This window comes from Streptomyces sp. NPDC104106 (assembly GCF_055584345.1).
The window spans coordinates 486,152-511,201 of the sequence record NZ_JBVJMF010000001.1 but is presented as its reverse complement, the minus strand read 5'-3'; the positions used below and the strand labels follow the sequence as shown (position 1 = coordinate 511,201).

Here is a 25,050-nt window from a genome sequence, read left to right as displayed (position 1 = left end):
CTGCCGCAGGCACCCCGAGCATTGCCACCACCTGTCCGGGCCGCCGCACCAGCACCACCCGCCGCAGGCACCCCGACCACGGCCACCTGTCCGGGCCGCCGCACCCGCACCCCTGCCGCAGGCACCCCGAGCATTGCCACCACCTGTCCGGGCCGCCGCACCAGCACCACCCGCCGCAGGCACCCCGACCACGGCCACCTGTCCGGGCAGTACCTCCGGCCGCAGGTCCCCCTCAGGCGCCGCAGGCATCCGGCGCAAACGTCGCCGGACCCCGCGTCCGCTCAGGCGTCCCGTTCAGGCCGTCGGCGCCCGCCACCACATACCTCCCGCCACCGCCACTACGGCCCTCCCATCCCCCCGTCCGCCACCACCCACATGCCCGCAGCCGCCACCCCAGGTCCCCCACCACAGGCCACCGCAGGCGATCCCCCCGCCCCCCACCGCAGGCCGCCCGCACAGGCCACCGCAGGCGATCCCCCCACCCTCCCACCACAGACAACGCGCACAGGCCGCCGCAGGCACCCGCATACCGCCCAAGCCCCGCAGGGTTAGGCTCAGCCAGGACGATCGAGATCCCCAGGGGAGGCCGAGCATGACGCCGGGCCGCAGGAGCAGCACCTTCACCCGCCTGCTACGACACGGCTTCACCGATCCCTCCGCCGCCGAGCGCCTCCTCGACGGTCCCGAACTGGGCGCCGTCCGCGACGATCCCGTCCTCCTCGAAGCGCTCGGCGCGACCGCCGACCCCGACCTCGCGCTGCACGGCCTCGTCCGCCTGCTGGAGGCCCAGCCCACCCCCACGGCCCACCGCGAGCTGCTGGACACCCTCATCGCGGCCAAGCCCCTGCGCGACCGCCTCCTGGGCGTCCTCGGTGCCTCCGCCGCGCTCACCGACCACCTGGCCCGCCACCCGGCCGACTGGCACGCCCTGGTCACCTACGAGCCCCACGACCTGCACCCGGGCCTCGCCGAGTTCGAGCGCGGCCTGGCCGACGCCGCCGACCCCGTCGCCCTCCGCGTGGCCTACCGCCGCTGCCTGCTCTCCATCGCCGCCCGCGACGTCTGCGGCACCACGGACGTGGCGGAGACGGCGGCGGAACTCGCGGACCTGGCCACCGCCACCCTCCGCAGAGCCCTGGCCATCGCGCAGGCGCACGCCCCGCAGGACGCCGCGGCCTGCCGCCTGGCGGTGATCGCCATGGGAAAGTGCGGCGGCCACGAACTGAACTACGTCTCGGACGTGGACGTGATCTTCGTGGCCGAGGCCACCGAGTCCACCACCGAGGCCAAAGCGCTCGCCTCCGCCACCCGTCTCGCCTCGCACCTCATGCGCATCTGCTCGGAGACCACGGTCGAGGGCTCGATCTGGCCCGTGGACGCCAATCTCCGCCCCGAGGGCCGCAACGGCCCCCTCGTGCGCACCCTCTCCTCCCACCTCGCCTACTACCAACGCTGGGCGAAGACCTGGGAGTTCCAGGCCCTGCTCAAGGCCCGCCCGGTCGCCGGCGACGCCGACCTCGGCCACGCGTACGTAGCCGCCCTGGACCCCCTGGTCTGGAAGGCGGCCGAACGCGAGAACTTCGTACCGGACGTGCAGAAGATGCGCCGGCGCGTCGTCGAGAACATCCCGGCCTCCGAGATCGAACGCGAGCTGAAACTCGGCCCCGGCGGCCTGCGCGACGTCGAGTTCGCGGTCCAGCTCCTGCAACTGGTCCACGGCCGCGCCGACCAGAGCCTGCGCAGCGGCACCACCCTGGACGCCCTCCAGGCACTGGCCGCCGCAGGCTACGTGGGCCGCGAGGACGCCGCCCGCCTGGACGAGGCGTACCGCTTCCTGCGCTCGATGGAACACCGCATCCAGCTCTACCGCCTGCGCCGCACCCACCTCGTCCCCGTGGCCGAGGAGGACCGGCGCCGGCTCGGCCGCTCCCTAGGGCTGCGCACGGACCCCGTCGGGGAACTGAACCGCGAATGGAAGAAGCACACCGGCGTCGTCCGCAGGCTCCACGAGAAGCTCTTCTACCGCCCCCTGCTCGACGCGGTCGCCCAACTCGCCCCCGGCGAGGCCCGCCTGAGCCCGGAAGCCGCCCGCGAACGCCTGGTCGCCCTCGGCTACGCCGACCCCGCGGCGGCCCTGCGCCACCTGGAGGCCCTGGCCTCCGGCGTCACCCGCAAAGCGGCGATCCAGCGGACCCTGCTGCCCGTCCTCCTGGGCTGGTTCGCCGACTCGGCGGACCCGGACGCGGGCCTGCTGAACTTCCGCAAGGTCTCCGACGCCCTCGGCAAGACCCCCTGGTACCTGCGCCTCCTGCGGGACGAGGGCGCGGCCGCCGAGAACCTCGCCCGGGTCCTCTCGGCCGGCCGCCTCGCCCCCGACCTCCTGATGCGCGCCCCCGAGGCGGTGGCCCTGCTGGGCGACGGCGACGGCAAGGGCCTGCCCGGAGCCGGTCTGACGCCCCGCGAGCGCGCCCCGCTGGAGCAGGAGATCCTCGCCGCGGTGGGGCGTGCGGAGAACGCCGCGCAGGCGGTCACCGCGGCCCGCGGGGTACGCCGCCGCGAGCTGTTCCGCACCGCCGCCGGCGACATCGTCAGCTCCTACGGCACCGAGACCAGCCCGGCCGAGGCCGACCAGGGCGCCCTCGTGGACCGGGTCGGCGCGGCGGTCTCGGACCTCACCGCGGCCACCCTCGCCGGCACCCTGCGCGCGGTGGTCCGCGACGGCTGGGGAGACACGCTGCCCACCCGTTTCGCGATCATAGGGATGGGCCGGTTCGGCGGCCACGAGCTGGGCTACGGCTCCGACGCGGACGTCCTCTTCGTCCACGAACCGCAGGACGGCGTGCCCGAGCACGAGGCGGCCGCCGCCGCGAACAAGGTGGTCGCCGAGATGCGCCGCCTGCTCCAGCTGCCCAGCGCCGACCCGCCCCTGCTCATCGACGCCGACCTGCGCCCGGAGGGCAAGTCGGGCCCGCTGGTGCGCACCCTGAAGTCGTACGAGGCGTACTACCGCCGCTGGTCCCTGGTCTGGGAGTCCCAGGCGCTGCTGCGGGCCGAGCCGGTGGCGGGCGACGAGGACCTGGGCCGCCGCTTCACCGAGCTGATCGACTCCCTGCGCTACCCGAAGCGCGGCCTCCCGGAGGACGCCGTCCGCGAGATCCGCCGCCTGAAGGCCCGTATGGAGTCCGAGCGGCTCCCGCGCGGCGCCGACCCCAAGCTCCACACGAAGCTCGGCCCGGGCGGCCTGTCGGACGTCGAGTGGACGGTCCAGCTGCTCCAGCTGCGCCACGCCCACCACGAACCGGGCCTGCGCACCACCCGCACCCGCGAGGCACTCGCCGCCGCCCGCGAGGCCGGGCTGCTGTCCGCCCAGGACGCGGAGACCCTGGACGAGGCCTGGGTGCTGGCCACCCGGGTCCGCAACGCGGTGATGCTGGTGCGCGGCCGCGCGGGCGACACGTTCCCGACGGAGCCCCGCGAGCTGGCGGCCGTGGGCCGCTACCTGGGCTACGGATCGGGCCACGCGGGGGACATGCTGGACGCCTACCGCCGTACGGCCCGCAGGGCGCGGACGACCGTGGAGGAACTGTTCTACGACGGAACGTGAACCCTCTCGGGCTCCGGCCTCGGCCTGGCGGCCCGGCCGGTCCGGACCGCCGGCCGGGGCAGCCGGTGCGGCACCGCCCCGAACCACACCCGGGCCACCGCGAACCCGAACCCCAGGCACAGCACGCCCCCCACCGCGTCCAGCCAGAAGTGGTTCGCGGTGGACACGATGACCACCAGCGTGAGCGCCGGGTACAGCAGCGCCAGCACCCGCACCCAGGGCACGGACGCCAGCGCGGAGACCGTCAGCCCGCACCACAGCGACCACCCGATGTGCATGGACGGCATCGCCGCGTACTGGTTGGACATGTGCTTCAGATCGCCGGAGGCCATGGAGCCCCACGTGTGGTGCACCGCCACGGTGTCGACGAAGTGCCCGCCGCGCATCAACCGGGGCGGCGCGAGCGGGAACAGGTAGTAACCGAGGAGCGCCACACCCGTCGTCGCGAACAGCACCATCCGGGCCGCCGCGTACCGCCCCGGATGCCACCGGTACAGCCACACCAGCACCCCGATCGTGATGATGAAGTGCAGGGTGGCGTAGTAGTAGTTCATGCCGATGATCAGCCAAGTCACCGAATTGGCGGCGTGGTTGACGGCCTGTTCGGCCGCGACGCCCAGATGGTGCTCGACCCGCCAGACCCAGTCCGCGTTGCGCAGCGCCTCGGCCTTCTGCTCCGGGACGGCGTTACGGATCAGTGAGTACGTCCAGTAACTCACCGCGATCAGAAGGATCTCGAACAAGAGCCGGGGCCGCCGGGGCCGGCGCAGCCGGCTGAGCGGACTCGCTGTGCCCCCGCCCGTAGCCGCCCCCGGAACGGCCACCTCCTCGCGACCTTCCGACTGCGTCACGGCCGAGTCACTCATAGGCATCAAGTCTGCCAGAAAAGGCTTCTCCGGCAGATCATCCCAAGGTCGGGTCCGTCCCGCACCTTCTACGACGTGCGCAGGACATGCGGCGCGGAAGCGGTCGAACCCCGCACCACCAGTTCCGGCATGAAGACGAACTCGCTGTGCGGCGCGGGCGTTCCGCCGATCTCCTCCAGCAGCGTGCGCACCGCGGCCTGCCCCATCGCCGGGACCGGCTTGCGCACGGTGGTCAGCGGCGGGTCGGTGAACGCGATCAGCGGGGAGTCGTCGAAACCGACCACCGAGACGTCGCGCGGCACCTCCAGGCCGCGCTGCCGCGCGGCCCGTATGGCACCGAGCGCCATCATGTCGCTCGCGCACACCACGGCCGTGCAGTCGCGGTCGATGAGCGCGCTCGCCGCCGCCTGGCCGCCCTCCAGCGTGTACAGCGAGTGCTGGACCAGCTCCGTCTCGACGACCGCGGCGTCCAGCCCCAACTGCTCGTGCACGACCCGCACGAAGCCCTCGATCTTGCGCTGGACCGGCACGAACCGCTTCGGCCCGAGCGCCAGCCCGATCCGGGTGTGGCCCAGTGACACCAGGTGGGTCACCGCGAGCGTCATCGCGGCCCGGTCGTCGGGGGAGATGAACGGCGCCTGCACCTTCGGCGAGAACCCGTCCACCAGCACGAACGGCACGCCCTGCGCCCGCAGCCGCTCGTAGCGCTCCATGTCGGCGGTGGTGTCGGCGTGCAGCCCGGACACGTAGATGATCCCGGCGACCCCGCGGTCCACGAGCATCTCGGTCAGCTCGTCCTCGGTCGACCCGCCCGGGGTCTGCGTGGCGAGCACCGGCGTGTAGCCCTGGCGGGTCAGCGCCTGGCCGATGACCTGGGCCAGGGCCGGGAATATCGGGTTCTCCAGCTCTGGCGTGATCAGGCCGACGAGGCCCTCACTGCGCTGGCGCAGCCGTACCGGGCGCTCGTAGCCGAGCACGTCCAGCGCGGCGAGCACGGACTGGCGGGTGGTGGCGGCGACGCCCGGCTTCCCGTTGAGGACCCGGCTGACCGTCGCTTCGCTCACCCCCGCCTGCGCAGCGATGTCGGCAAGCCGTGTGGTCACGGCACTGGACTGTACCGGTCGTATGCCGCCTTGCCCACCGGCCGGACGCCGCGCACGGGCGGCCTTCCGGCCCGGTGCGGATTGCTGCCTCATCGCGCTCCTCGTCCTTCTGTCGGGCTGGGGGATGGCAAGAGCTTGCAGAGTCTTGCACAAGTGTCACCTGACCGCTGAGCGGTAACGACAGGGTAACCATCGTCTTCCCTTGCACTTTTTTTCTGCAAGGTCTTTCGCAACGATTGCATCGCTGTTACGTTCCCTGTCGCCCGGCGGCCCCATCGGCGCGGCGGCATCACTCGGGCTTCAACCCTCAAGGAGAACTCATGCGGCGTGGCATAGCGGCCTCCGCGCTGGTGGCGTCCTTCGCCCTCGCGGCGACGGCCTGCGGCGGCGGGAGCAGCGACAGCGGCGGCAAGTCGGACGGTCCGGTCACCCTCACCTGGTGGGACACCTCCAACGCCACCAACGAGGCGCCGACGTACCAGGCCCTGGTCCGGCAGTTCGAGGCCCAGAACAAGAACATCAAGGTCAAGTACGTCAACGTGCCCTTCGACCAGGCGCAGAACAAGTTCGACACCGCGGCCGGCTCCAAGGGCGCCCCGGACGTCCTGCGCTCCGAGGTCGGCTGGACCCCCGCCTTCGCCAAGAAGGGCTACTTCCTGCCGCTGGACGGCACCGAGGCCCTCTCCGAGCAGGGCAGCTTCGAGCCGAACCTGATCAAGCAGGCCCAGTACGAGGGCAAGACCTACGGCGTCCCGCTGGTCACCGACACCCTGGCCCTGATCTACAACAAGGCGCTGTTCAAGAAGGCCGGCATCACCGAGGCCCCCAAGACCTGGGACGAGCTGAAGGCCGACGCCGCCACGATCAAGGACAAGACCGGCGCCGACGGCTACTGGGGCTCCACCCAGTCCTACTACGCGCAGCCCTTCCTCTACGGCGAGGGCACCGACACCGTCGACGCCGCCGCCAAGAAGATCACCGTCGACTCGCCGGCCGCGAAGAAGGCCTACGGCACCTGGCTGAGCCTGTTCTCCGGCAAGGGCCTGCACAAGGCCGACGCCACCGCCGACGCCTACGCCCACATCCAGGACGCGTTCGTCAACGGCAAGCTCGGCATGACCCTCCAGGGCCCCTGGGAGATCACGAACATCTACAAGGGCAGCGCCTTCACGGACAAGTCCAACCTCGGCATCGCCAGCGTCCCGGCCGGCTCCACCGGCAAGGCCGGCGCCCCCACCGGCGGCCACAACCTCTCGGTGTACGCCGGCTCCGACAAGGCCCACCAGGAGGCGGCCCTGAAGTTCGTGAAGTTCATGACCTCGGCGGCCTCCCAGGAGACCATCGCGCTGAAGAACTCCACCCTGCCCACCCGCTCCGACGCCTACACCGCCAAGGTCAAGGCCGACCCCGGTATCGCCGGCTACCAGAGCGTCCTGTCCGCCGCCCAGCCGCGCCCGGCGCTGCCCGAGTACAGCAGCCTGTGGACCCCGCTCGACCAGGAGCTGCCCAAGATCGCCGGCGGCAAGGAGTCGCTGGACCAGGGCCTGAGCAACGCCCAGCTGGCCATCGCCAAGCTGGTGCCCGACTTCAGCAAGTGAACCCGCGTGGCCGCCGGATCCTCCCGTACGAGATCGGGGGGGAAGGATCCGACGGCCACCGCCCTGTGCCCAGCCCACCCTCTGATCCTCTTGAAGGTGTCGAACCATGACAGTCGCCATCGACCGCGCGACCGGCAGGCGCCGCGGTGACCGCGCGCCTCGGCCCGGGCTGGGGCAGCGCATCAGGCACGGCTACCAGAAGTACTGGTACGCCTACGCGATGATCGCCCCGGTCGTCCTCGTGCTCGCCGGCATCGTGGCCTACCCGCTGATCCGCGGCGTCTACCTCACCCTCACCGACGCCAACAGCCTGAACTCCGCGCGCACGATCGGCGTCAACCACATCGCGGCCACCTACAAGTTCGTCGGCCTGGACAACTACAAGGACATCCTGTTCGGCCCGACCGCGTACGACCGCTTCTGGTCGCACTTCCTGTGGACCGTCGTCTGGACGGCCGCCTGTGTGTTCCTGCACTACACGATCGGCCTCGGCCTCGCGCTCATGCTCAACCAGAAGCTGCGCGGCCGCACCTTCTACCGGCTGCTCCTCGTCCTGCCCTGGGCCGTGCCGACCTTCGTCACCGTCTTCTCCTGGCGGATCATGCTCGCCGACTCCGGCGTGCTCAACCAGATCCTGCACGCCATGCACCTGCCGCAGCCGCAGTGGCTGGAGGACACCTTCTGGCAGCGGTTCGCCGCGATCATGGTCAACACCTGGTGCGGCGTGCCGTTCATGATGCTCTCGCTGCTCGGCGGCCTGCAGTCCATCGACTCCTCGCTCTACGAGGCGGCCGAGATGGACGGCGCGAACGCCTGGCAGCGCTTCCGGCACGTCACCCTGCCGGGCCTGAGGTCCGTCAGCTCCACCGTCGTCCTGCTCGGCATCATCTGGACCTTCAACCAGTTCGTCATCATCTTCCTGCTGTTCGGTCCCACCAGCGCCCCCGACGCCCAGATCCTGGTGGACTGGGCCTACCAGCTGGGCTTCGGACAGCAGCCGCGGGACTACGCCCAGTCCGCCGCCTACGGCGTGCTCCTGCTGTCGATCCTCATCGTCTTCACCTCCTTCTACTTCCGCTGGCTGAAGCGCAATGACCAGCTCGCCGTCTGACGCCGCAGGAGCCGCCGCCATGAGCACCACGACCCTTGAGACGACCGGGACCGCACCGGTGCCGCCCGTCGAGTCCCCGCGGAACACGCGCCGGCGCGGCGAGCGCGGCCGGCTCGGCGCCGCCCTGCTGCACGGCGGCCTCGCCGTCGCGAGCCTCATCGCGCTGGCCCCGGTGGCCTGGCTGTGCTACCTCTCGCTCGGCCCGGCCAAGGACGACTACCTCCACCCGGGCAAGATCGCGGGGAAGCTCAGCCTGTCCAACTACAGCTTCGTGCTCCAGCACACCGGCTTCTTCGACTGGTTCAAGTCGACGCTGATCGTCGCCCTCGGTACCACCCTGATCGGTGTCCTCGTCGCCGCGACCACCGGGTACGCGGTCTCCCGGATGCGCTTTCCCGGCTACAAGCAGCTGATGTGGGTGCTGCTGCTCACGCAGGCCTTCCCGATCGCCATCCTGATCGTGCCGATGTACCAGATCTTCAGCGACCTGGGCCTCATCGACACCTACTGGGCGCTGATCATCATCAACTGCACCACGGCCGTGCCGTACAGCGCCTGGCTGCTCAAGGGGTACTTCGACACCATCCCCTTCGAGATCGACGAGGCCGGACGCGTCGACGGACTCAGCCCGTTCGGCACCTTCTTCCGGCTGATCCTGCCGCTGGCCCGCCCGGGGCTGGCCGTGGCCGCCTTCTACAACTTCATCACCGCCGTCGGCGAGGTCGCCTTCGCGACGACCTTCCTGCTGGACGACTCCAAGTACACCTTCGCCGTGGGCCTGCAGACCTTCGTCAGCGAGCACGACGCCCAGTGGAACTACATGGCCGCCACCGCGGTGCTGATCGCGATACCCGTGTCGGTGTTCTTCTACCTCGTGCAGAAGAACCTCGTCACCGGCCTGACCGCGGGCGGTACGAAGGGCTGAGGGCTCCTCGCGCACAGGCTCCCGCGCGCCTTGCCGCGCGGGTAGGCGGCCGCGATCCCCATCCGACCCCGCTGTGATCGCGGCCGCCTCGCACACCCCCGACCCCCCGGTGCCGGCACCCGCCGCCGTAGCACCCGCCCACGCGCCCATGACCCGAAATCCTCCCCCACGCCGGCTGTGCCCGTGCGGGGGGACTCCCATCACACCAAGGACGCCATGAGCCAGCAGCACCCTGCCGCACCGGCCCCTCACTCCGCCGCGGCCGCCGTCGCCGACCGTCGCGACTGGTGGCGGGACGCGGTCATCTACCAGGTCTATCCGCGCAGCTTCGCCGACAGCGACGGCGACGGCATGGGCGACCTGGAAGGCATCCGCTCCCGTCTGCCGTACCTGCGCGACCTCGGCGTCGACGCCGTGTGGCTCAGCCCCTTCTACGCCTCCCCGCAGGCCGACGCCGGCTACGACGTCGCCGACTACCGCGCCGTCGACCCGATGTTCGGCAACCTCCTCGACGCCGACGCGCTGATCCGCGACGCCCACGACCTGGGGCTCAGGATCATCGTCGACCTCGTCCCGAACCACTCCTCCGACCAGCACGAGTGGTTCAGGCGCGCCCTCGCCGAGGGCCCCGGCTCCCCGCTGCGCGACCGCTACCACTTCCGCCCCGGCAAGGGGAGGAACGGCGAACTGCCGCCCAACGACTGGGAGTCCATCTTCGGCGGCCCGGCCTGGACGCGTGTCGAGGACGGGGAGTGGTACCTCCACCTCTTCGCGCCCGAGCAGCCCGACTTCAACTGGGAGCACCCGGCGGTCGGCGACGAGTTCCGCTCCATCCTGCGCTTCTGGCTGGACATGGGCGTCGACGGCTTCCGTATCGACGTGGCGCACGGCCTGGTGAAGGCGGAGGGCCTCCCCGACCTGGGCGCACACGACCAGCTCAAACTGCTGGGCAACGATGTCATGCCGTTCTTCGACCAGGACGGCGTGCACGAGATCTACCGCCAGTGGCGGCTGATCCTGGACGAGTACTCGAACAAGAAGGGCCCCGAAGGGCCTTCGTCAGAAGGGCGGGGGTGGGAGGCGGGCGGGCGGATCTTCGTGGCGGAGGCCTGGACGCCGACCGTCGAGCGCACCGCGAACTACGTCCGCCCGGACGAGCTGCACCAGGCCTTCAACTTCCAGTACCTGAGCACGGCGTGGGACGCGACGGAGCTGCGCGAGGTCATCGACCGCACGCTGGAGGCGATGCGCCCGGTCGGCGCGCCCGCCACCTGGGTGCTGTCCAACCACGACGTCACCCGGCACGCCACCCGCTTCGCCAACCCGCCCGGCCTCGGCACCCAGATCCGCTCGGCCGGGGACCGGGAGCGGGGCCTCACCCGGGCCCGCGCCGCCACCCTGCTCATGCTGGCCCTGCCCGGCTCGGCCTACATCTACCAGGGCGAGGAGCTGGGCCTGCCGGACGTCGTGGACCTGCCCGACGAGGTGCGCCAGGACCCGGCGTACTTCCGCGGCGCCGGCCAGGACGGCTTCCGCGACGGCTGCCGGGTGCCGATCCCGTGGACCCGCGCGGGCTCGTCGTACGGCTTCGGCGGCGGGGGCAGCTGGCTGCCGCAGCCGCCGGAGTGGGCCGAGCTGAGCGTGGAGGCGCAGACCGGCGTGGCCGGCTCCACCCTGGAGCTGTACCGCGCCGCGCTGGCCGTCCGCCGGGAGCATCCCGCGCTCGGCGCGGGCGACGCGGTGCAGTGGCTGGCGGCGCCGGAGGGCGTCCTGGCCCTGCGCCGGGGCACGTTCGTGTGCGTCGCCAACACCACGGGCAAGGCGGTGACCGTTCCGGCGTACGGCCGTGTCCTGCTGGCCAGCGGTGAGCTGACCGGGACCGGCGGTGAGACGACGACGGTACCGGCCGACACGACGGTGTGGTGGACGACGGCGTAGCGGCAGCCGCACGGCCCGCCGCCCCTCGCGGGCAGCGGGCCGTTGTCGTGTCAGCCGGGTGCTACTGCCAGGTGTCGCCGGTCGTGTACCCGGACGACGTGCCCGTGGTGTACGAGCGGTTCGCGCCGGACTCCCAGGTGATGTTCCCTGAGCTGTCCTTCTTGAGGTACTTGTAGGTGAAGGCGGTGCTCTTCGGGACGATCACCAGCTTGCTCCAGTCCGGGTAGGCCGCCGACGACAGCGGGACGGCGTCCGCGGTGTTCCAGGAGCCGAGCGAGGGGATCGAGCCGACGACGTAGACGTTGGTGCCCCAGCTCGTCGTCGCGTTCTCGTGGAAGGTGATGTCGGTGGCGTCGGTGTCCGCCACGTTCCAGGAGTTGTTCAGCGACAGGGCCGAAGTGGTCGTGGACGCCGACCGGTTGGCGTTCGACTCCCACGTCACGTTGCCGGAGCTGTCCTTCTTTATGTACTTGTAGGTGAAGGATGTGTTGACCGGCACGCCGACCTCGCCGGACCAGACCGGGTAGCCCGCGGACGACAGCCGGATCGCCTTGGAGGTGTCCCAGCCGCCCAGCGCCGGGAGGGAGCCCACGACGTACACGCTGGTGCCGGAGGGGGTCGACGCGTACTCGGCGAAGGTCGCGTTCACCGTGTCGCCGGAGCCGCTGCCCGCGTCGCCGCAGCCCACCGTGCAGGTGTAGGAGGCGTTGTAGAAGGCGACGGCGCCCTTCGCGGGGAGGGTGATCGACGCGTTGCCGCCGCTCACGGTCACCGTCGTCCTCCCACCGTCGACGACGTTGCTGTACGTGCCGTCGGCCATGCCCGTCGCGAAGGTGTAGGTCGCGCTGCTCGTGCCGTTGTTCAGGGCGAAGAAGCCCTTGCCGCTGCGCCCGAAGCCGATCACGTTCGAGGACATGGTCTGCCAGTTCGAGACCGCGGCCGTGTCGGTGGCGTTGTGCCAGGACACCATGCCGACCACCGCCGTGTCGCGGTCCAGGCAGTACCAGGAGCCGTTGGAGCAGTCCGTGTTCGTCACGAAGCCCGCGGAGTTCGGCGGGGCCTGGTCGCTCTGCGTCCACTCCCAGCCGGCGTACACCGTGGGCGTCGACCACTTGTAGGCGAGCTGGAAGAGGTTGGCGAGCTTGTAGGTGTCGCCATCCTTGTACGACATGTCCGTGCCGTTGCGCTCGGTGTCGTGGTTGGTCACGAAGGACACCGAGTTCGCGGCGGGCAGGATGCCGGACGACGACAGCGAGGCCAGGTCGCTCGCATTGCCCTGGAACGCCGACTTCATCTTGGCGGCGTAGGTGAAGTCCAGGACGTCACCGGTGCCGTAGTAGTCGCTCGGCTGCGGGGTCGCGCCCGGGTAGACCTCCTGGAAGACGTACGGAGCCGTCCCCGAGGTGGTGTTGGTCAGCTTGCCCTCGATCGCCGCCAGGTCGGTCGCGGGGATGTGCTTGGCCGCGTCGACCCGGAAGCCGTCCACGCCCAGCGCGAGCTGGGAGTTGAGGTAGTTCGCTATTCCCGCGCGGACGGTGTCCGACTCGGTCTTCAGGTCGGGCATGCCCAGCAGTTCGCAGTTCTGGACCTGGGTCAGGTTCGAGTAGTCCTTGATGGTCAGGTCCGAGGTCGGGCACTCGCTGGAGTCGTGGTAGTCGCTGCGGGACCAGTTCGGGGTCGTGTACTTGTCGGTGATGGCCGTGCCGTTGTAACCGGTGCCGGTCTGCCCGGCCGTGTGGTTGATCACCGCGTCCGTGTAGACCTTCACGCCCGCCTTGTGGCAGGCCGTGATCACGGCGCTGAACTTCGCCTGGCTGCCGAAGCGGCTGTTGAGACTGTACGAGTACGGCTGGTAGACGTCCCACCAGTAGAAGTCCGTCTGCTTCAGGGACTCCTCGGGCGGTGCCACCTGGACCGCGCCGTAACCCGCCGGTCCCAGCACGTTGGTGCACTCCGAGGCGACCGAGTCCCAGTTCCACTCCCACAGGTTGGCGATCACGTCGCCCTTGGCGGTCGTCCTCGCCTGGGCGGGGGTCGCCGGCAGGGCGAGCACGCCCGCGAGCGCCAGCGCGCCGGCGGCCACGGCCCCGGCCGTGCGGCGCAGGGCGCCCGGTGGACCCGGGAGGTGGTGTCGGTTTCCGGTCATGTGCGGCTCCGTAGAACAGGGGTTGGTCTCGACAAGCGGTGAGCGTGCGGCAGTTGAGAAGAGCACGTCAAGGTTGAGGTTGAAACTTCTTGCTGTGAGTTTCAAGACTCTTGCAGCAACGCTTTCGGCAGGGATACGGTCGCGCGGGGTCGGACCCAAGAGAGCCGTCTGCGCGAGGAGTTACCGCCTGTGATACCGAGAGCGAGACGGGCCGCGGCCGTTACCGCCGCCGCCCTCGCCGCCGCACTGATCCAGCCACTGGCGGCCCACGCGGCCACCCCGCCGGCACCCCCGTCGGACGCGGCCCTCGCCGCGCAGCCCGCCCGGCACGACGACACCCGCGAGCAGTTCTACTTCGTGATGCCGGACCGCTTCGCCAACGGGGACACGTCCAACGACCGGGGCGGGCTCACCGGTTCGCGCCTGGCCACCGGCTACGACCCCACCGACAAGGGCTTCTACCAGGGCGGCGACCTCAAGGGCCTGACCCGGAAGCTGGACTACATCAAGGGCCTCGGCACCACCGCCATCTGGATGGCGCCGATCTTCAGGAACAAGCCCGTCCAGGGCACCGGCGCGAACGCCTCGGCCGGCTACCACGGCTACTGGATCACCGACTTCACCCAGGTCGACCCGCACTTCGGCACCAACCAGGACCTCAAGACCCTCATCTCCAAGGCCCACGCCAAGGGCATGAAGGTCTTCTTCGACGTCATCACCAACCACACCGCCGACGTCATCGACTACCGGGAGAAGTCCTCCGACTACCGCTCCAAGGGCGCCTTCCCCTACCTGACCGGGGACGGCCGGCCCTTCGACGACGCGGACTACGCCGACGGCACGAAGAGGTTCCCGGCCGTCTCCACCGCCTCCTTCCCCTACACCCCGAGGGTCACGAGTCGGTCCAAGGTCCCGGCCTGGCTCAACGACCCGACGATGTACCACAACCGGGGCGACTCGACCTTCGCCGGCGAGTCCGCCACCTACGGCGACTTCTCCGGCCTGGACGACCTGTGGACCGAGCGCCCCGAGGTCGTGCACGGCATGGAACAGATCTACGAGCGGTGGGTGAGGGACTTCGCCGTCGACGGCTTCCGGATCGACACGGTCAAGAACGTCGGCATGGAGTTCTGGACCCAGTGGGCGACCGCACTCGACCGGTACGCGGCCGCGCACGGGCGCAGGAACTTCTTCATGTTCGGCGAGACCTACTCGGCGGACACGAACGTCACGTCCCCGTACGTCACCCAGGGCCGCCTCGACGCCACCCTCGACTTCCCCTTCCAGGACGCGGCCCGCGCCTACGCCTCCCAGGGCGGCAGCGCTCTGCGGCTCGCCGGCGTCTTCGGCGACGACTGGAAGTACACGACCGACAAGGCCAACGCCTACGAGCAGGTCACCTTCCTCGGCAACCACGACATGGGCCGCATCGGCTACTTCCTGAAGCAGGACAACCCGAAGGCCACCGACGCCGAGATCCTGAAGAAGGACAAGCTCGCCAACGAGGTGATGTTCCTCAGCCGGGGCAACCCCGTCGTCTACTACGGCGACGAACAGGGCTTCACCGGCTCCGGCGGCGACAAGGACGCCCGCCAGACCATGTTCGCCTCCCGGGTGCCCGACTACCTCAAGGACCCCGAGATCGGCACCACCCGCACCCACGCCGGCGACTCCTACGACACCGGCGCCCCGCTCTACCGCGACATCGCCGCCCTGTCGAAGCTGCGCAAGGCCAACCCGGCCCTGACCGACGGCGTCCAGACCGAGCGGTACGCGGCCGACGGCGCCGGGATCTACGCCTTCACCCGCACGGACGCGAAGAGCGGCCAGGAGTACGTCGTCGCGCTGAACAACGCGGACACGGCCCGGACGGCCACCTTCGCCACCGGGTCCGCCGGCATGACATACCGGGGCGTCTACGGCGCCACCGGCTCCGTGCGCAGCGACGCCGACGCCAGGGCCACCGTCACCGTCCCGGCCGAGTCCGCCGTCGTCTACCGGGCCACCGGCCCGCTCGCCGAACCCACCGCCAGGCCCACGATCACCCTCCAGGCCCCGGCCGCCGGAGCCACCGGCACGGTGGACGTGAGCGCCGGCGTCGGCGGCGGCCGGCTGAACCGGGTCGTCTTCGCCGCCCAGGTCGGAAACGGCAGGTGGCAGGTGCTCGGCTCGGCCGACCACGCCCCGTACAAGGTCACCCAGATGCTCGGCAGGGCCGTACCCGCCGGCACCGCCCTGCGCTACAAGGCCGTCGTGATCGACTCCGCCGGGCACACCGCGAGCGCCACCGCGAGCAGCACCTCCGGCACCCCGCCCGCGCCCGTGCCTCCCACGGCCTCCTCGCGGGACTACGTGATCGTCCACTACAAGCGCACCGACGGCGGCTACGCCGACTGGGGCCTGTACGCCTGGGGCGACATCGCCGACGGCGAGTCCACCACCTGGCCGGCCGGCCACCCCTTCGTCGGCCGGGACGCCTGGGGCGCCTTCGCCTACGTCAAGGTCAAGCCCGGCGCGTCCACCGTGGGCTTCCTCGTCGTCGACAAGAACGGGAACAAGGACGTCTCCGCCGACCGGAGCATCGACGTCCCCAGGACGGGTGAGGTCTGGGTCGAGCAGGGCAGGGCCGACGTCCTCACGCAGAAGCCGTCGTACCCCGCCCAGGACACCACCAAGGCCGTCCTGCACTACCACCGCGCCGACGGGAACTACGCCGGCTGGGGCCTGCACGTCTGGACGGGCGCGGCCGCCCCCACCGACTGGTCGAAGCCGCTGATGCCGGTCAAGACTGATGCCTATGGCGCGGTCTTCGAGGTGCCGCTCAGCGCGGGTGCCACCAGCCTCAGCTACATCATCCACAAGGGCGACGAGAAGGACCTCGCCGCCGACCAGTCCCTCGACCTCAAGGCCGACGGCTACGAGGTGTGGCTGTTGAACGGCCAGGACAAGCACCTGCTCCCGCAGCCGGCCGGCAGCGCGGCCGCGCTCGATCTGACCACCTCCAAGGCGGTCTGGATCGACCGGGACACGGTCGCCTGGAACGGCGTCGACGGTGCCGCCTCCACCCAGCTGCTCTTCTCCCGCGACGGCTCGATCACCGTCAAGGACGGGACGCTGACCAGCGACGACGAGCGCTGGATCCGGCTGGAGAAGACCACGCTCACCGATGCCCAGAAGGCACGGCTGCCGTACCTGAAGGACTACACCGCCTGGTCCGTGGACCCGCGTGACCGCGGCCGGGTGCGCACCGCGCTCACCGGCCAGCTCGTCGCCTCACAGCGCACCGCCGACGGCGCCGTGCTGGCCGCGACCGGCGTGCAGACCGCCGGCGTGCTGGACGACCTCTACCCCGGCGCCACCACGGCCCGGCTCGGGCCGGTCTTCCACGACGGCAGGCCCACCCTGTCCGTCTGGGCGCCGACCGCGCAGAGCGTGTCCCTGGAGCTGGACGGCTCCCTCAAGGCCATGCACCGCGACGACACCACGGGCGTCTGGTCCGTCACCGGGCCCGCGTCCTGGAAGGGCAAGCCCTACCGGTACGCCGTGAAGGTCTGGGCGCCCAGCGTGCGCCGGATGGTCGTCAACAAGGTCACCGACCCCTACTCCCTCGCCCTCACCGCCGACTCCGAGCGCAGCCTCGTCGTCGACCTGGACGACCGGTCGCTCGTGCCGAGCGGCTGGGCGGGCCTGCGCAAGCCCAAGGCCGTACCGCTGCGCGACGCGCAGATCCAGGAGCTGCACGTCCGGGACTTCTCGGTCGCCGACACCACCGTCCCGGCCGGGGAGCGGGGCACCTACCTGGCCTTCACCGACACCGGCAGCGACGGCTCGAAGCACCTGCGGGCACTGGCGAAGGCGGGCACGTCGTACGTGCACCTGCTGCCCGTCTTCGACTTCACCTCCGTCCCCGAGAAGAAGGCCGACCAGGCGAGCCCGCCGTGCGACCTCGCCTCCTACCCGGCCGACTCCGACCAGCAGCAGGCCTGCGTGGCGAAGACCGCCGCGAAGGACGCCTACAACTGGGGCTACGACCCGTACCACTTCACGGTCCCCGAGGGCTCGTACGCCACCGACCCGGACGGCACCGCCCGCACGGTCCAGTTCCGCAGGATGGTGCAGTCCCTCAACCAGGACGGCCTCAGGGTCGTCATGGACGTCGTCTACAACCACACCGCCGCCAGCGGCCAGTCGGACACCTCCGTGCTCGACAGGATCGTGCCCGGCTACTACCAGCGGCTCCTGGCCGACGGCTCGGTGGCCGACAGCACCTGCTGCGCCAACACGGCGCCCGAGAACGCGATGATGGGCAAGCTGGTCGTGGACTCGATCGTCACCTGGGCCAAGGAGTACAAGGTCGACGGCTTCCGCTTCGACCTCATGGGCCACCACCCGAAGGCCAACATCCTGGCCGTCCGCAAGGCCCTCGACGCGCTGACCGTCGCCAGGGACGGCGTCGACGGCAAGAAGATCATCCTGTACGGCGAGGGCTGGAACTTCGGCGAGGTCGCCAACGACGCCCGGTTCGTGCAGGCCACGCAGGCGAACATGGCCGGCACCGGCGTCGCCACCTTCTCGGACCGGGCGCGCGACGCCGTGCGCGGCGGCAGCCCCTTCGACGCCGACCCCGGCGTCCAGGGCTTCGCGACCGGCCTCTACACCGACCCCAACTCCTCCTCCGCCAACGGCACCGCGGCCGAGCAGAAGGCCCGGCTCCTGCACTACCAGGACCTGATCAAGGTCGGGCTCACCGGCAACCTCGCCGCCTATCGCTTCACGGACACCGACGGCAAGCAGGTCACCGGAGCCGAGATCGACTACAACGGCTCGCCCGCCGGCTACGCGGACGCCCCCGGCGACGCCCTCGCCTACGTCGACGCGCACGACAACGAGTCCCTCTTCGACGCGCTGGCCTACAAGCTGCCGGCGAGGACCAGCGCCGCCGACCGGGCCCGGATGCAGGTCCTCGCGATGGCCACCGCCGCCCTCTCCCAGGGACCGTCCCTCTCCCAGGCCGGCACCGACCTGCTGCGCTCCAAGTCCCTGGACCGCAACTCGTTCGACAGCGGCGACTGGTTCAACGCAATCCACTGGAACTGCGCCGACGGCAACGGCTTCGGCCGGGGGCTGCCGATGGCCGCCGACAACGAGGCCAAGTGGCCGTACGCCAAGCCGCTGCTGAGCACGGTCAGGGTCGGCTGCCCCGAGATCACCGGCGCCTTCGCCGCCTACCGGGACCTGCTCAGGATCCGGACGACGGAACCGGCGTTCTCCCTCGCCGGGACCGCCCAGGTCCAGGGACGGCTGTCCTTCCCGCTCTCGGGCAAGGACGAGACCCCGGGTGTCATCACCATGCGCCTCGGCGACCTCGTCGTCGTCTTCAACGCCACCCCGCAGCGGCAGGAGCAGACGATCGCCGCGCTCGCCGGTACGCACTACCGGCTGCACCCGGTGCAGGCCTCCGGCGCCGACCCGGTGGTGAAGACCTCCTCCTACGCGGCCGGACCGGGCACGTTCAGCGTCCCGGCGCGGACCGCGGCGGTGTTCGCTCGGGCGGGGGACTAGGGTGAGGCGACTGCCGTAGAAACAGGAGTGCTCATGCCGCAGATCACCATCGACTACTCGTACAACGCCGACGACGTCCTCTCGGACGGTTTCGTGCGGGAGCTGCACGAGGCGGTCGTCGAGATCGCCGCGGCCAAGCCGGAGGCCTGCAAGACGCTGTTCCGGGAGGGGAACACCGGATACGGCTACGTAGGCCTCACGGACGAGAGCCACTACGTCGTCCACGTGACCATCGGGCTCCTCGCCGGCCGCAGCGAGGAGACGAAGGCCCGGCTCACCGAGGCCGTGCTGGACCTGCTGCGCAAGCATGTGGCACCGGAGGACGGGGTCACCCTGCACGCCTCCGCCGAGGTGCGCGAACTGGACGGGTCCTACCGGAAGTTCGACCGGTAGGACCCGCTGGGCGGGTTCGGCGGAGCGCTCACGCGCCCAGGGAGACCAGCCGGCCGACCAGCTCCGCGAAGGGGCCGTCGGCCGGCTCGTCCTGCACCATCCGCTTCAGCAGCGCCGCCATGTCCTCGTCGTAGGCGGCGCTGACGGCGGCCAGCGCGGCGAAGTCGTGCACCAGCTGCAGCTCCAGTTCGGCGCGCGGGACGCGCCGGCCGTCCAGCCAGAGCAGCGCCGTCGACTCGGCGAGCGAGATCCAGGAGCGGATCACCAGTTCCAGGCGCGGGGAGGCGTCGATGACGCCGAGGTGCGCCAGGATCTGGTCGTACGCGGCCTGCCGCACGGAGTCGATGAGCGCGTTCGTGGCGGACACGTGGTCCTTCGAGCCGACTCCGTCCGCGGGGACCGCCGGACCGCCGCGCATCAACGCCGAGAAACCGGGCCCGTGGTCGTCCACGAAGTCGAAGTAGCGGCGCATCACGCGCAGCAGCCGGGCGCCTAGCGGACCCTCGTGCGGCTCGGCGAAGCGGGCCGCGAGGTCCTCCGAGGCGCGCTTCAACGCGGCCTCGTACAGGCTGAGTTTGCCGGGGAAGTAGTGGTACACGAGCGGACGCGAGATGCCCGCCGCCGTCGCTATCTCGTCGATGGAGACCTCGTCGGGCGAGCGTCGGCTGAACAGGTCGAGCGCGACGCCGATCAACTGCTGCCGCCGCTCCTCGACGCCCATCCTGCGGCGAACCCCGGTACTCATGCGAACACCTTACCGATCGGATCCGGCCGTAGGTGATCACATGTCGAGCACCAGCCGATCACCCCGGGCGCGTGACACGCAGATCAGCATCGAGTCGGCACGCTCCGTGTCCGTCAGCAGCTCGTCCCGGTGGTCGACATCCCCTTCCAGCACCCGCTGTTGGCAGGTTCCGCAGAATCCCTGTTCGCAGGAGTAGGCGGTGTCGGGCAGCTCCCGGCGCACGGCGGCGAGCACGGTGGAGCCGGCCGCGACGCTCACCGTCCGGCCGCTGCGCCGCAGTTCCAGCTCGAATGCCGTGTTGCCGTCGGACGACGTCCGTGGCGCGAACCGTTCGGTGCGGACATCCGGAAAGCGTGCCGCGACGGCCGCCATGAGCCCCTCCGGACCGCAGGCGTAGACGGCGGCCCCCTCGGCCACCTCCAGCGCGTCGAGCCCGGGCCGGCCCTCCACGACGGTCACCCGGTCACCGCCCAGCTTCTCGACCTCCGCCAGGAACGGCATCGAGGCCCGCTGCCGGCCCGCGTACAGCAGCCGCCACTCGGCGTCCCGCGGCAGCGCCCGCAGCATCGGCAGCAGCGGGGTGATCCCGATCCCGCCGGCGACGAAGACGTAGCGTTCCGCCTCCACCAGCGGAAACCGGTTCCGCGGCCCCCGCACCTCCAGCTCCATGCCCTCCGTCACCTGCTCGTGCACCTCGCGCGAGCCGCCCCGCCCGTCCGCCACCAGGCGGGTGGCGACGGTGTAGGCGGAGGTGTCCGCGGGGTCGCCGCACAGCGAGTACTGCCGGACCAGCCCCGACGGCAGGACGAGATCGAGGTGCGCGCCGGGCTCCCAGCGCGGCAAGTCGCGCCCTTCCAGGCGGAGTTGGACGACGTCGTCGGCCACTGTCTCGCGGGCGACGACCAGCAGCCGCAGGGCCCGCGAGCGCGGCCGGCCGGAGACGGGCTCCTCCAGCGCGGGCAGCGGCCACAGCGGTGAGACCTTGATGCGGCGCCGCAGGGCGCCCCGGGTCAGCAGCGCGGCGCCCACGACGAGCGCGACGGTACGGGGCTTCGGCATCACGCGGACCTCCTCCCGGCCGCCGTGGCCGCCGGGGAGGACGCCAGATAGGCGACCGCCTGCTCGGTGTCGCCCTCCTGCGCGGGGTGATAGGAGCGGCTCAGGTAGCGGGGGACGGACCGCAGCAGGTCCCCGGTCGCGGGCAGCAGGCCCTGTCTGCCGCGGACGTAGAAGTCCTTGAAGCCGGCCTTGCCCTCGACCAGGGTCGGGTCGTTCTCCATGAAGAACCGCGTCCCGCGCTGCCACAGGAACACCAGCGCCGTGAAGGCGGTGGCCCAGGTCCGGGCGCGCCGCCGGTAGCTGCCGTCGACGTGCATGAACAGCTCGAAGGCGACGGAGCGGTGCTCGACCTCCTCCGCGCCGTGCCAGCGCAGCAGGTCCAGCATGGTCGGGTCGGCGCCGCGCCGGTCCAGCTCCCCGGCGCCCAGTACCCAGTTGCCGAGGAACGCGGTGTAGTGCTCGATGGCCGCGATGAGCGCGACCCGCTCCAGCAGCCACCAGCGCCGCGCCCGGCCCGGCGGCAGCGTCCGGTCGCCGAGCAGCTTCTCGAAGAACCAGTCCACCTGCGCGGTGTACGGCGTCGGGTCGAGACCCTGCTCGCGCAGGTGGGGCAGCACCTCGTCGTGGGCCTGGGAGTGCATCGCCTCCTGCCCGATGAACCCGATGACGTCCTCGCGCAGCCGCTCGTCCCGGATCAGCGGCAGCACCTGCTTGTAGACGTGCACGAACCACCGCTCACCGGCGGGCAGCAGCAGGTGCAGCACATTGATGGTGTGCGTGGTGAAGGGGTCGCCGGGCACCCAGTGCAGCGGGGTCTCCTCCCACGAGAAGGAGACCTTGCGGGCCTTGAGCGGCACCCGGGCCTGCGTGTTAGACATGGCGTCAATGTACTGATGGGTAGGGGACCTGGGAACCCCTGCGACGCACCTTGTTTACGCCGGTGTCAGCAACGCCCCGGGGGTCCGCCCCCCCTCGCCCGGCGGCCCGCTCAGTGCAGCCCGCTGATCGACCGCCCGTCCGACAGGGTCCCCGTCAGCGAGGCCCGGGTGCCCTGCTCGGCCCGGGCCGCGAGCAGCGGCCCCTGTCCCGAGGCGGTCACCCCGCCCGTCGCCCGGATCGACGCCGTGCCCTCGCCGCCCGCCGCCAGCAGGAACCAGTGCCCGGCCGACGACTTCCACAGCACCCCGGCCAGCACATGGGGATCGCGCGGCCCGCAGGCCCGGACGTCCGTGCCCTTGGCGACGACCGCGCCGACCGGACCGCCCGGCGTGCGGAACTGGGCGAGCGCGGCCGTGCCGTCACCGCGCCAGGTCTCGGCCCGGGTGCACACCCACTGCCCGTCCCCGCTGCCGTCGGGCAGCGGCTGCCGGGCGAAGTCCCAGGCGTTCACGCTCCGGATGCCCGCCGAGCGCTCGGCAGCCAGGGAACAGGCGAACGGCGCCCAGGCGCGCAGCCCCGCGGCACCGGAGGCCTCGGCGGGGGAGCCGGGCTTCCCGGCGGTCAGCCGGGCCGGGACCAACTCGCCCAGATCGGTGGCGAGTTCGCTGTCCGAGGCGCCGGTCAGCTGGAGCACCGTCCACGAGGAGCAGCCGCCGGACCGGAGCGCCGGGCTGGTCAGCGGTGCCGTGACACCACCGGTGAGGGCCAGCGGGATCGCGGCCGCGCCCGGCTTCATCAGGTCCCGGGCCGCCGCCTTCCTCACCCAGGGCGCGGTCAGGTACTGCACGTTGCCGTCGGAGCGGCCGAGCACCAGCGCGCTCGCCTCTGCGCCGGTCGCGCCGTCGACGCGGGCGAAGTCCAGGGCCGCGCCCGCGGTGCCGCTCACCGGCTCGGCGTAGCGGACGATGCGCAGGCCGTCGTAGAGGATCACCACCCGGGCGCTGTCGATCTGGCCCGCGTACAGCAGCTGGGGCGGGCCGGCCGGGCCGCCGGTCTGGGTGCCGGGGGTCGCCGAGACCCGGACCGTGGCGCCGGGGCGGGCCCAGACGGCCAGGGCGCGGCGCAGCAGGCCCTGGTCGCCGGTGAGCGGACCGCGCGCGGGCCACACGGAGAAGTCCGTGCGCGCGGAGGTCTGCCAGGCGGTGGGGGAGACCTGGGTCAGCCGGGCCGGATCGAGGGCGGCCTGGGCGGCCGGGTTCTCGGCGTAGACGGGCGCGGCGGCGCCGTCCGGGCCCCAGCCGTCACCCGGCAGCGCGACCAGCGCCCCGCACACCGCGAGCGCGGCGGCCGCGGCGAGGGCGGCCCTGGTGTGCTGGCGGCGACGCATCAGATCGGTGGGCCGGGCCTGCAGGGAGCACGCGTCGAACTCGGGCGAGGAGAGCAGCGCCGGCTGCGGGGGCAGGTCCTTCGCCGAGGCCAGCGCGCCGTCCGGGTCCTCGGCCCCGGCCGCGCCGAGGGTCTTGCGGACGGCGGTGTCGGGCAGTTTCTCCAGACCGCGCAGCACGTACGCGGCGCGGGCCGGCGCGGACAGGGCCGACAGCCGCTGGTCCAGGGCGAGTTCGTCGGCGCCGCCCGAGCGCGGGAAGAGCTTGAGCCCCCACACCTGGGGCAGCAGCGGCGGCAGCTGGGAGAGCCGGGGCAGACCCTTGCGCGGGCGGGCCGCCTCCAGGGCCGCGCGCAGCACCCGCTCGCGCAGGAACGCGTATCCGGGGTCGCCCTCCCGGCCCGAGGCCTGCGGCGGGATCACGGACGACTGCTTGCGGCCCCGGGGCAGCGCGCGCTGGACGAGGGCGTGTGCGGTCAGCACCCGGCGACTGCGGCCGAGGCTCGGCGGCAGGACCAGATAGGCGATCCGGACCAGACGCGGGTAGTGCTCGACGAGCGCGGCCTCGGCCTGCTCGACGTCGACCGGGCCGGCCTCCCCGGCGGAGGTTGCGTGACGCTGGGCTACATCCTGTGACTGCACGTCATGGAGAACGAGCCGAGCGGGCGTTGGTCACCGCCGGATGGGTGATTTTCCCTCGGTCGGCCCCGGTCTCAGTCCTCGGGTTCGACCAGCAGGCGCGCGTAGTTGGCCATCGACCGCTGGTAGCGCGGCAGATGGGCGGCCAGGGCGCCGAGGACGAGGGAGAGGCCCTCGCGGTCCCGGCCGAGACTGGACAGGCACAGGGCGAGAGCGGCCCGCACCGCGTCGTCCAACTCGTCAGACGGCGCGAGCAGTTCGGGTGTGAGCAGCTTGACGCCCTCCTCGGGCTGCCCGATGTTCCGCAGGGAGCTGGACAGCTGGATCTTGGCCCGCCGCCCCTTGTACGGACTCGCCTCGCTCAGCCCGCGCGCCAGCGCCTCGCGGTACAGCGGCACCGCCTTGTCCGAGTGCCCGGTCGAGTCCCAGGCGCAGGCCTGCTCGAAGGGGCCCAGCGGGCTGTCGTCCGGCAGCTCGGCGACCAGGGCGTCGATCAGCGCGCGGAACTCGTGCGCGCGTTCCTCCGGATACTCGTCGAGGGTGGCCCAGGCGGCGGCCACACGGTCTTCCCAGTTCTCGTTCACCGGGGCACTTTCGCACACCCGTACCCGTCCGTCAGCGGATTTGAGCACACGGCGGCCGGGGGCCGTATCCGAAGGAGCCGAGGCATGCTCGGGCCACCAGGACCGGAGGAACAGATGAGGGTGACACGACTGCTGCTGGGCGCGACCGCCGTGCTGGCGCTGGCGGGCTGCGGCGCGGGCGAGGAGACCAGGACGGTCCCGCCCACCGCGACGGGCAGCCTGGAGAGCCTGGCCGCGGAGGTGAGGTGCAAGCCGAACATGCAGACCGACGCCGACACGATCCGCCAGGCCATCTGCACGAACACCGACGGCAGGTTCATCCTCGCCACCTTCTCCACCGACCGCGGCCAGCGCGAGTGGATCGACGACGCGAAGGACTACGGCGGTTTCTACCTCGTCGGCCGCAAGTGGGTCGCCGTCGGCGACGACGGCACCGTCAAGGCGCTGCGCGGCACGCTCGGCGGGGACCTGGAGATCGGCACGAACCACGCCGCCCACTCCGGCCATTGACGAG

Annotated in this window: 16 protein-coding genes; 8 read left to right on the top strand and 8 right to left on the bottom strand. The window is 71.5% G+C overall.

Annotated elements, in window-relative coordinates:
* Nucleotides 1–592 precede the first annotated feature (592 nt).
* Entirely contained in the window at nucleotides 593–3,604 is a 3,012-nt protein-coding gene (locus tag ACZ60X_RS02350) for a bifunctional [glutamine synthetase] adenylyltransferase/[glutamine synthetase]-adenylyl-L-tyrosine phosphorylase (RefSeq protein WP_469592309.1), read from the top strand.
* Here the strand turns inward: ACZ60X_RS02350 and ACZ60X_RS02345 are convergent.
* Nucleotides 3,589–4,470 (bottom strand): phosphatase PAP2 family protein, encoded by an 882-nt coding sequence (locus ACZ60X_RS02345; protein WP_469592308.1) that lies wholly within the window; start codon nucleotides 4,468–4,470, stop codon nucleotides 3,589–3,591. The two genes, ACZ60X_RS02350 and ACZ60X_RS02345, sit on opposite strands and share 16 nt — an antisense overlap.
* A gap of 68 nt (nucleotides 4,471–4,538) precedes the next feature.
* On the bottom strand, nucleotides 4,539–5,573 hold the full coding sequence (locus tag ACZ60X_RS02340; RefSeq protein ID WP_469592307.1) for a LacI family DNA-binding transcriptional regulator: 1,035 nt from the start codon (nucleotides 5,571–5,573) through the stop codon (nucleotides 4,539–4,541).
* Between the two features lie 320 nt (nucleotides 5,574–5,893).
* Here ACZ60X_RS02340 and ACZ60X_RS02335 point away from each other — a divergent pair, with 320 nt between their 5' ends.
* The 4 genes from ACZ60X_RS02335 to ACZ60X_RS02320 all read left to right on the top strand — a co-directional run bounded on the left by ACZ60X_RS02335 (nucleotide 5,894) and on the right by ACZ60X_RS02320 (nucleotide 11,145).
* Complete coding sequence (locus ACZ60X_RS02335; protein WP_469592306.1) at nucleotides 5,894–7,171, top strand: extracellular solute-binding protein; 1,278 nt, start codon at nucleotides 5,894–5,896, stop codon at nucleotides 7,169–7,171.
* A gap of 106 nt (nucleotides 7,172–7,277) precedes the next feature.
* Complete coding sequence (locus ACZ60X_RS02330; protein WP_469592305.1) at nucleotides 7,278–8,282, top strand: carbohydrate ABC transporter permease; 1,005 nt, start codon at nucleotides 7,278–7,280, stop codon at nucleotides 8,280–8,282.
* Nucleotides 8,283–8,301: 19 nt separating this feature from the next.
* Complete coding sequence (locus tag ACZ60X_RS02325; protein ID WP_469592304.1) at nucleotides 8,302–9,207, top strand: sugar ABC transporter permease; 906 nt, start codon at nucleotides 8,302–8,304, stop codon at nucleotides 9,205–9,207.
* 216 nt (nucleotides 9,208–9,423) lie between these two features.
* Nucleotides 9,424–11,145 (top strand): glycoside hydrolase family 13 protein, encoded by a 1,722-nt coding sequence (locus ACZ60X_RS02320; RefSeq protein WP_469592303.1) that lies wholly within the window; start codon nucleotides 9,424–9,426, stop codon nucleotides 11,143–11,145.
* Between the two features lie 61 nt (nucleotides 11,146–11,206).
* Here the strand turns inward: ACZ60X_RS02320 and ACZ60X_RS02315 are convergent, their stop codons facing one another.
* Nucleotides 11,207–13,291 carry a carbohydrate-binding module family 20 domain-containing protein gene (locus ACZ60X_RS02315; protein ID WP_469592302.1) on the bottom strand — a complete coding sequence of 695 codons (2,085 nt, stop codon included), beginning with the start codon at nucleotides 13,289–13,291 and terminating at the stop codon, nucleotides 11,207–11,209.
* A gap of 189 nt (nucleotides 13,292–13,480) precedes the next feature.
* Between ACZ60X_RS02315 and pulA the strand changes: the two genes are divergently transcribed.
* Nucleotides 13,481–18,853: a pullulanase-type alpha-1,6-glucosidase gene (gene pulA / locus ACZ60X_RS02310; protein ID WP_469592301.1), complete on the top strand. Its 5,373-nt coding sequence runs from the start codon at nucleotides 13,481–13,483 to the stop codon at nucleotides 18,851–18,853.
* A gap of 33 nt (nucleotides 18,854–18,886) precedes the next feature.
* Nucleotides 18,887–19,246, top strand: a complete 360-nt coding sequence (locus ACZ60X_RS02305) for a 5-carboxymethyl-2-hydroxymuconate Delta-isomerase (protein ID WP_469592300.1) — start codon at nucleotides 18,887–18,889, stop codon at nucleotides 19,244–19,246.
* A 28-nt stretch (nucleotides 19,247–19,274) separates the two neighbouring features.
* Here ACZ60X_RS02305 and ACZ60X_RS02300 read toward each other — a convergent pair whose 3' ends face one another.
* The 5 genes from ACZ60X_RS02300 to ACZ60X_RS02280 form a co-directional block, all read right to left on the bottom strand.
* Nucleotides 19,275–19,991 (bottom strand): TetR/AcrR family transcriptional regulator, encoded by a 717-nt coding sequence (locus tag ACZ60X_RS02300; RefSeq protein ID WP_469592299.1) that lies wholly within the window; start codon nucleotides 19,989–19,991, stop codon nucleotides 19,275–19,277.
* 36 nt (nucleotides 19,992–20,027) lie between these two features.
* The gene (locus ACZ60X_RS02295; protein WP_469592298.1) at nucleotides 20,028–21,050 is read right to left on the bottom strand and encodes a PDR/VanB family oxidoreductase; all 1,023 of its coding nucleotides are present in this window, start codon (nucleotides 21,048–21,050) and stop codon (nucleotides 20,028–20,030) included.
* Nucleotides 21,050–21,928 (bottom strand): metal-dependent hydrolase, encoded by an 879-nt coding sequence (locus ACZ60X_RS02290; protein ID WP_469592297.1) that lies wholly within the window; start codon nucleotides 21,926–21,928, stop codon nucleotides 21,050–21,052. The genes ACZ60X_RS02295 and ACZ60X_RS02290 overlap by 1 nt, the downstream gene beginning before the upstream one ends.
* A 110-nt stretch (nucleotides 21,929–22,038) precedes the next feature.
* A complete protein-coding gene (locus ACZ60X_RS02285) occupies nucleotides 22,039–23,955 on the bottom strand; it encodes a hypothetical protein (protein WP_469592296.1) in 1,917 nt (638 codons plus the stop codon).
* A 71-nt stretch (nucleotides 23,956–24,026) separates the two neighbouring features.
* Nucleotides 24,027–24,554 carry a tetratricopeptide repeat protein gene (locus ACZ60X_RS02280; protein ID WP_469592295.1) on the bottom strand — a complete coding sequence of 176 codons (528 nt, stop codon included), beginning with the start codon at nucleotides 24,552–24,554 and terminating at the stop codon, nucleotides 24,027–24,029.
* A 96-nt stretch (nucleotides 24,555–24,650) separates the two neighbouring features.
* Here ACZ60X_RS02280 and ACZ60X_RS02275 point away from each other — a divergent pair, with 96 nt between their 5' ends.
* Nucleotides 24,651–25,046: a hypothetical protein gene (locus ACZ60X_RS02275; RefSeq protein WP_469592294.1), complete on the top strand. Its 396-nt coding sequence runs from the start codon at nucleotides 24,651–24,653 to the stop codon at nucleotides 25,044–25,046.
* The last annotated feature ends 4 nt before the right edge of the window (nucleotides 25,047–25,050 follow it).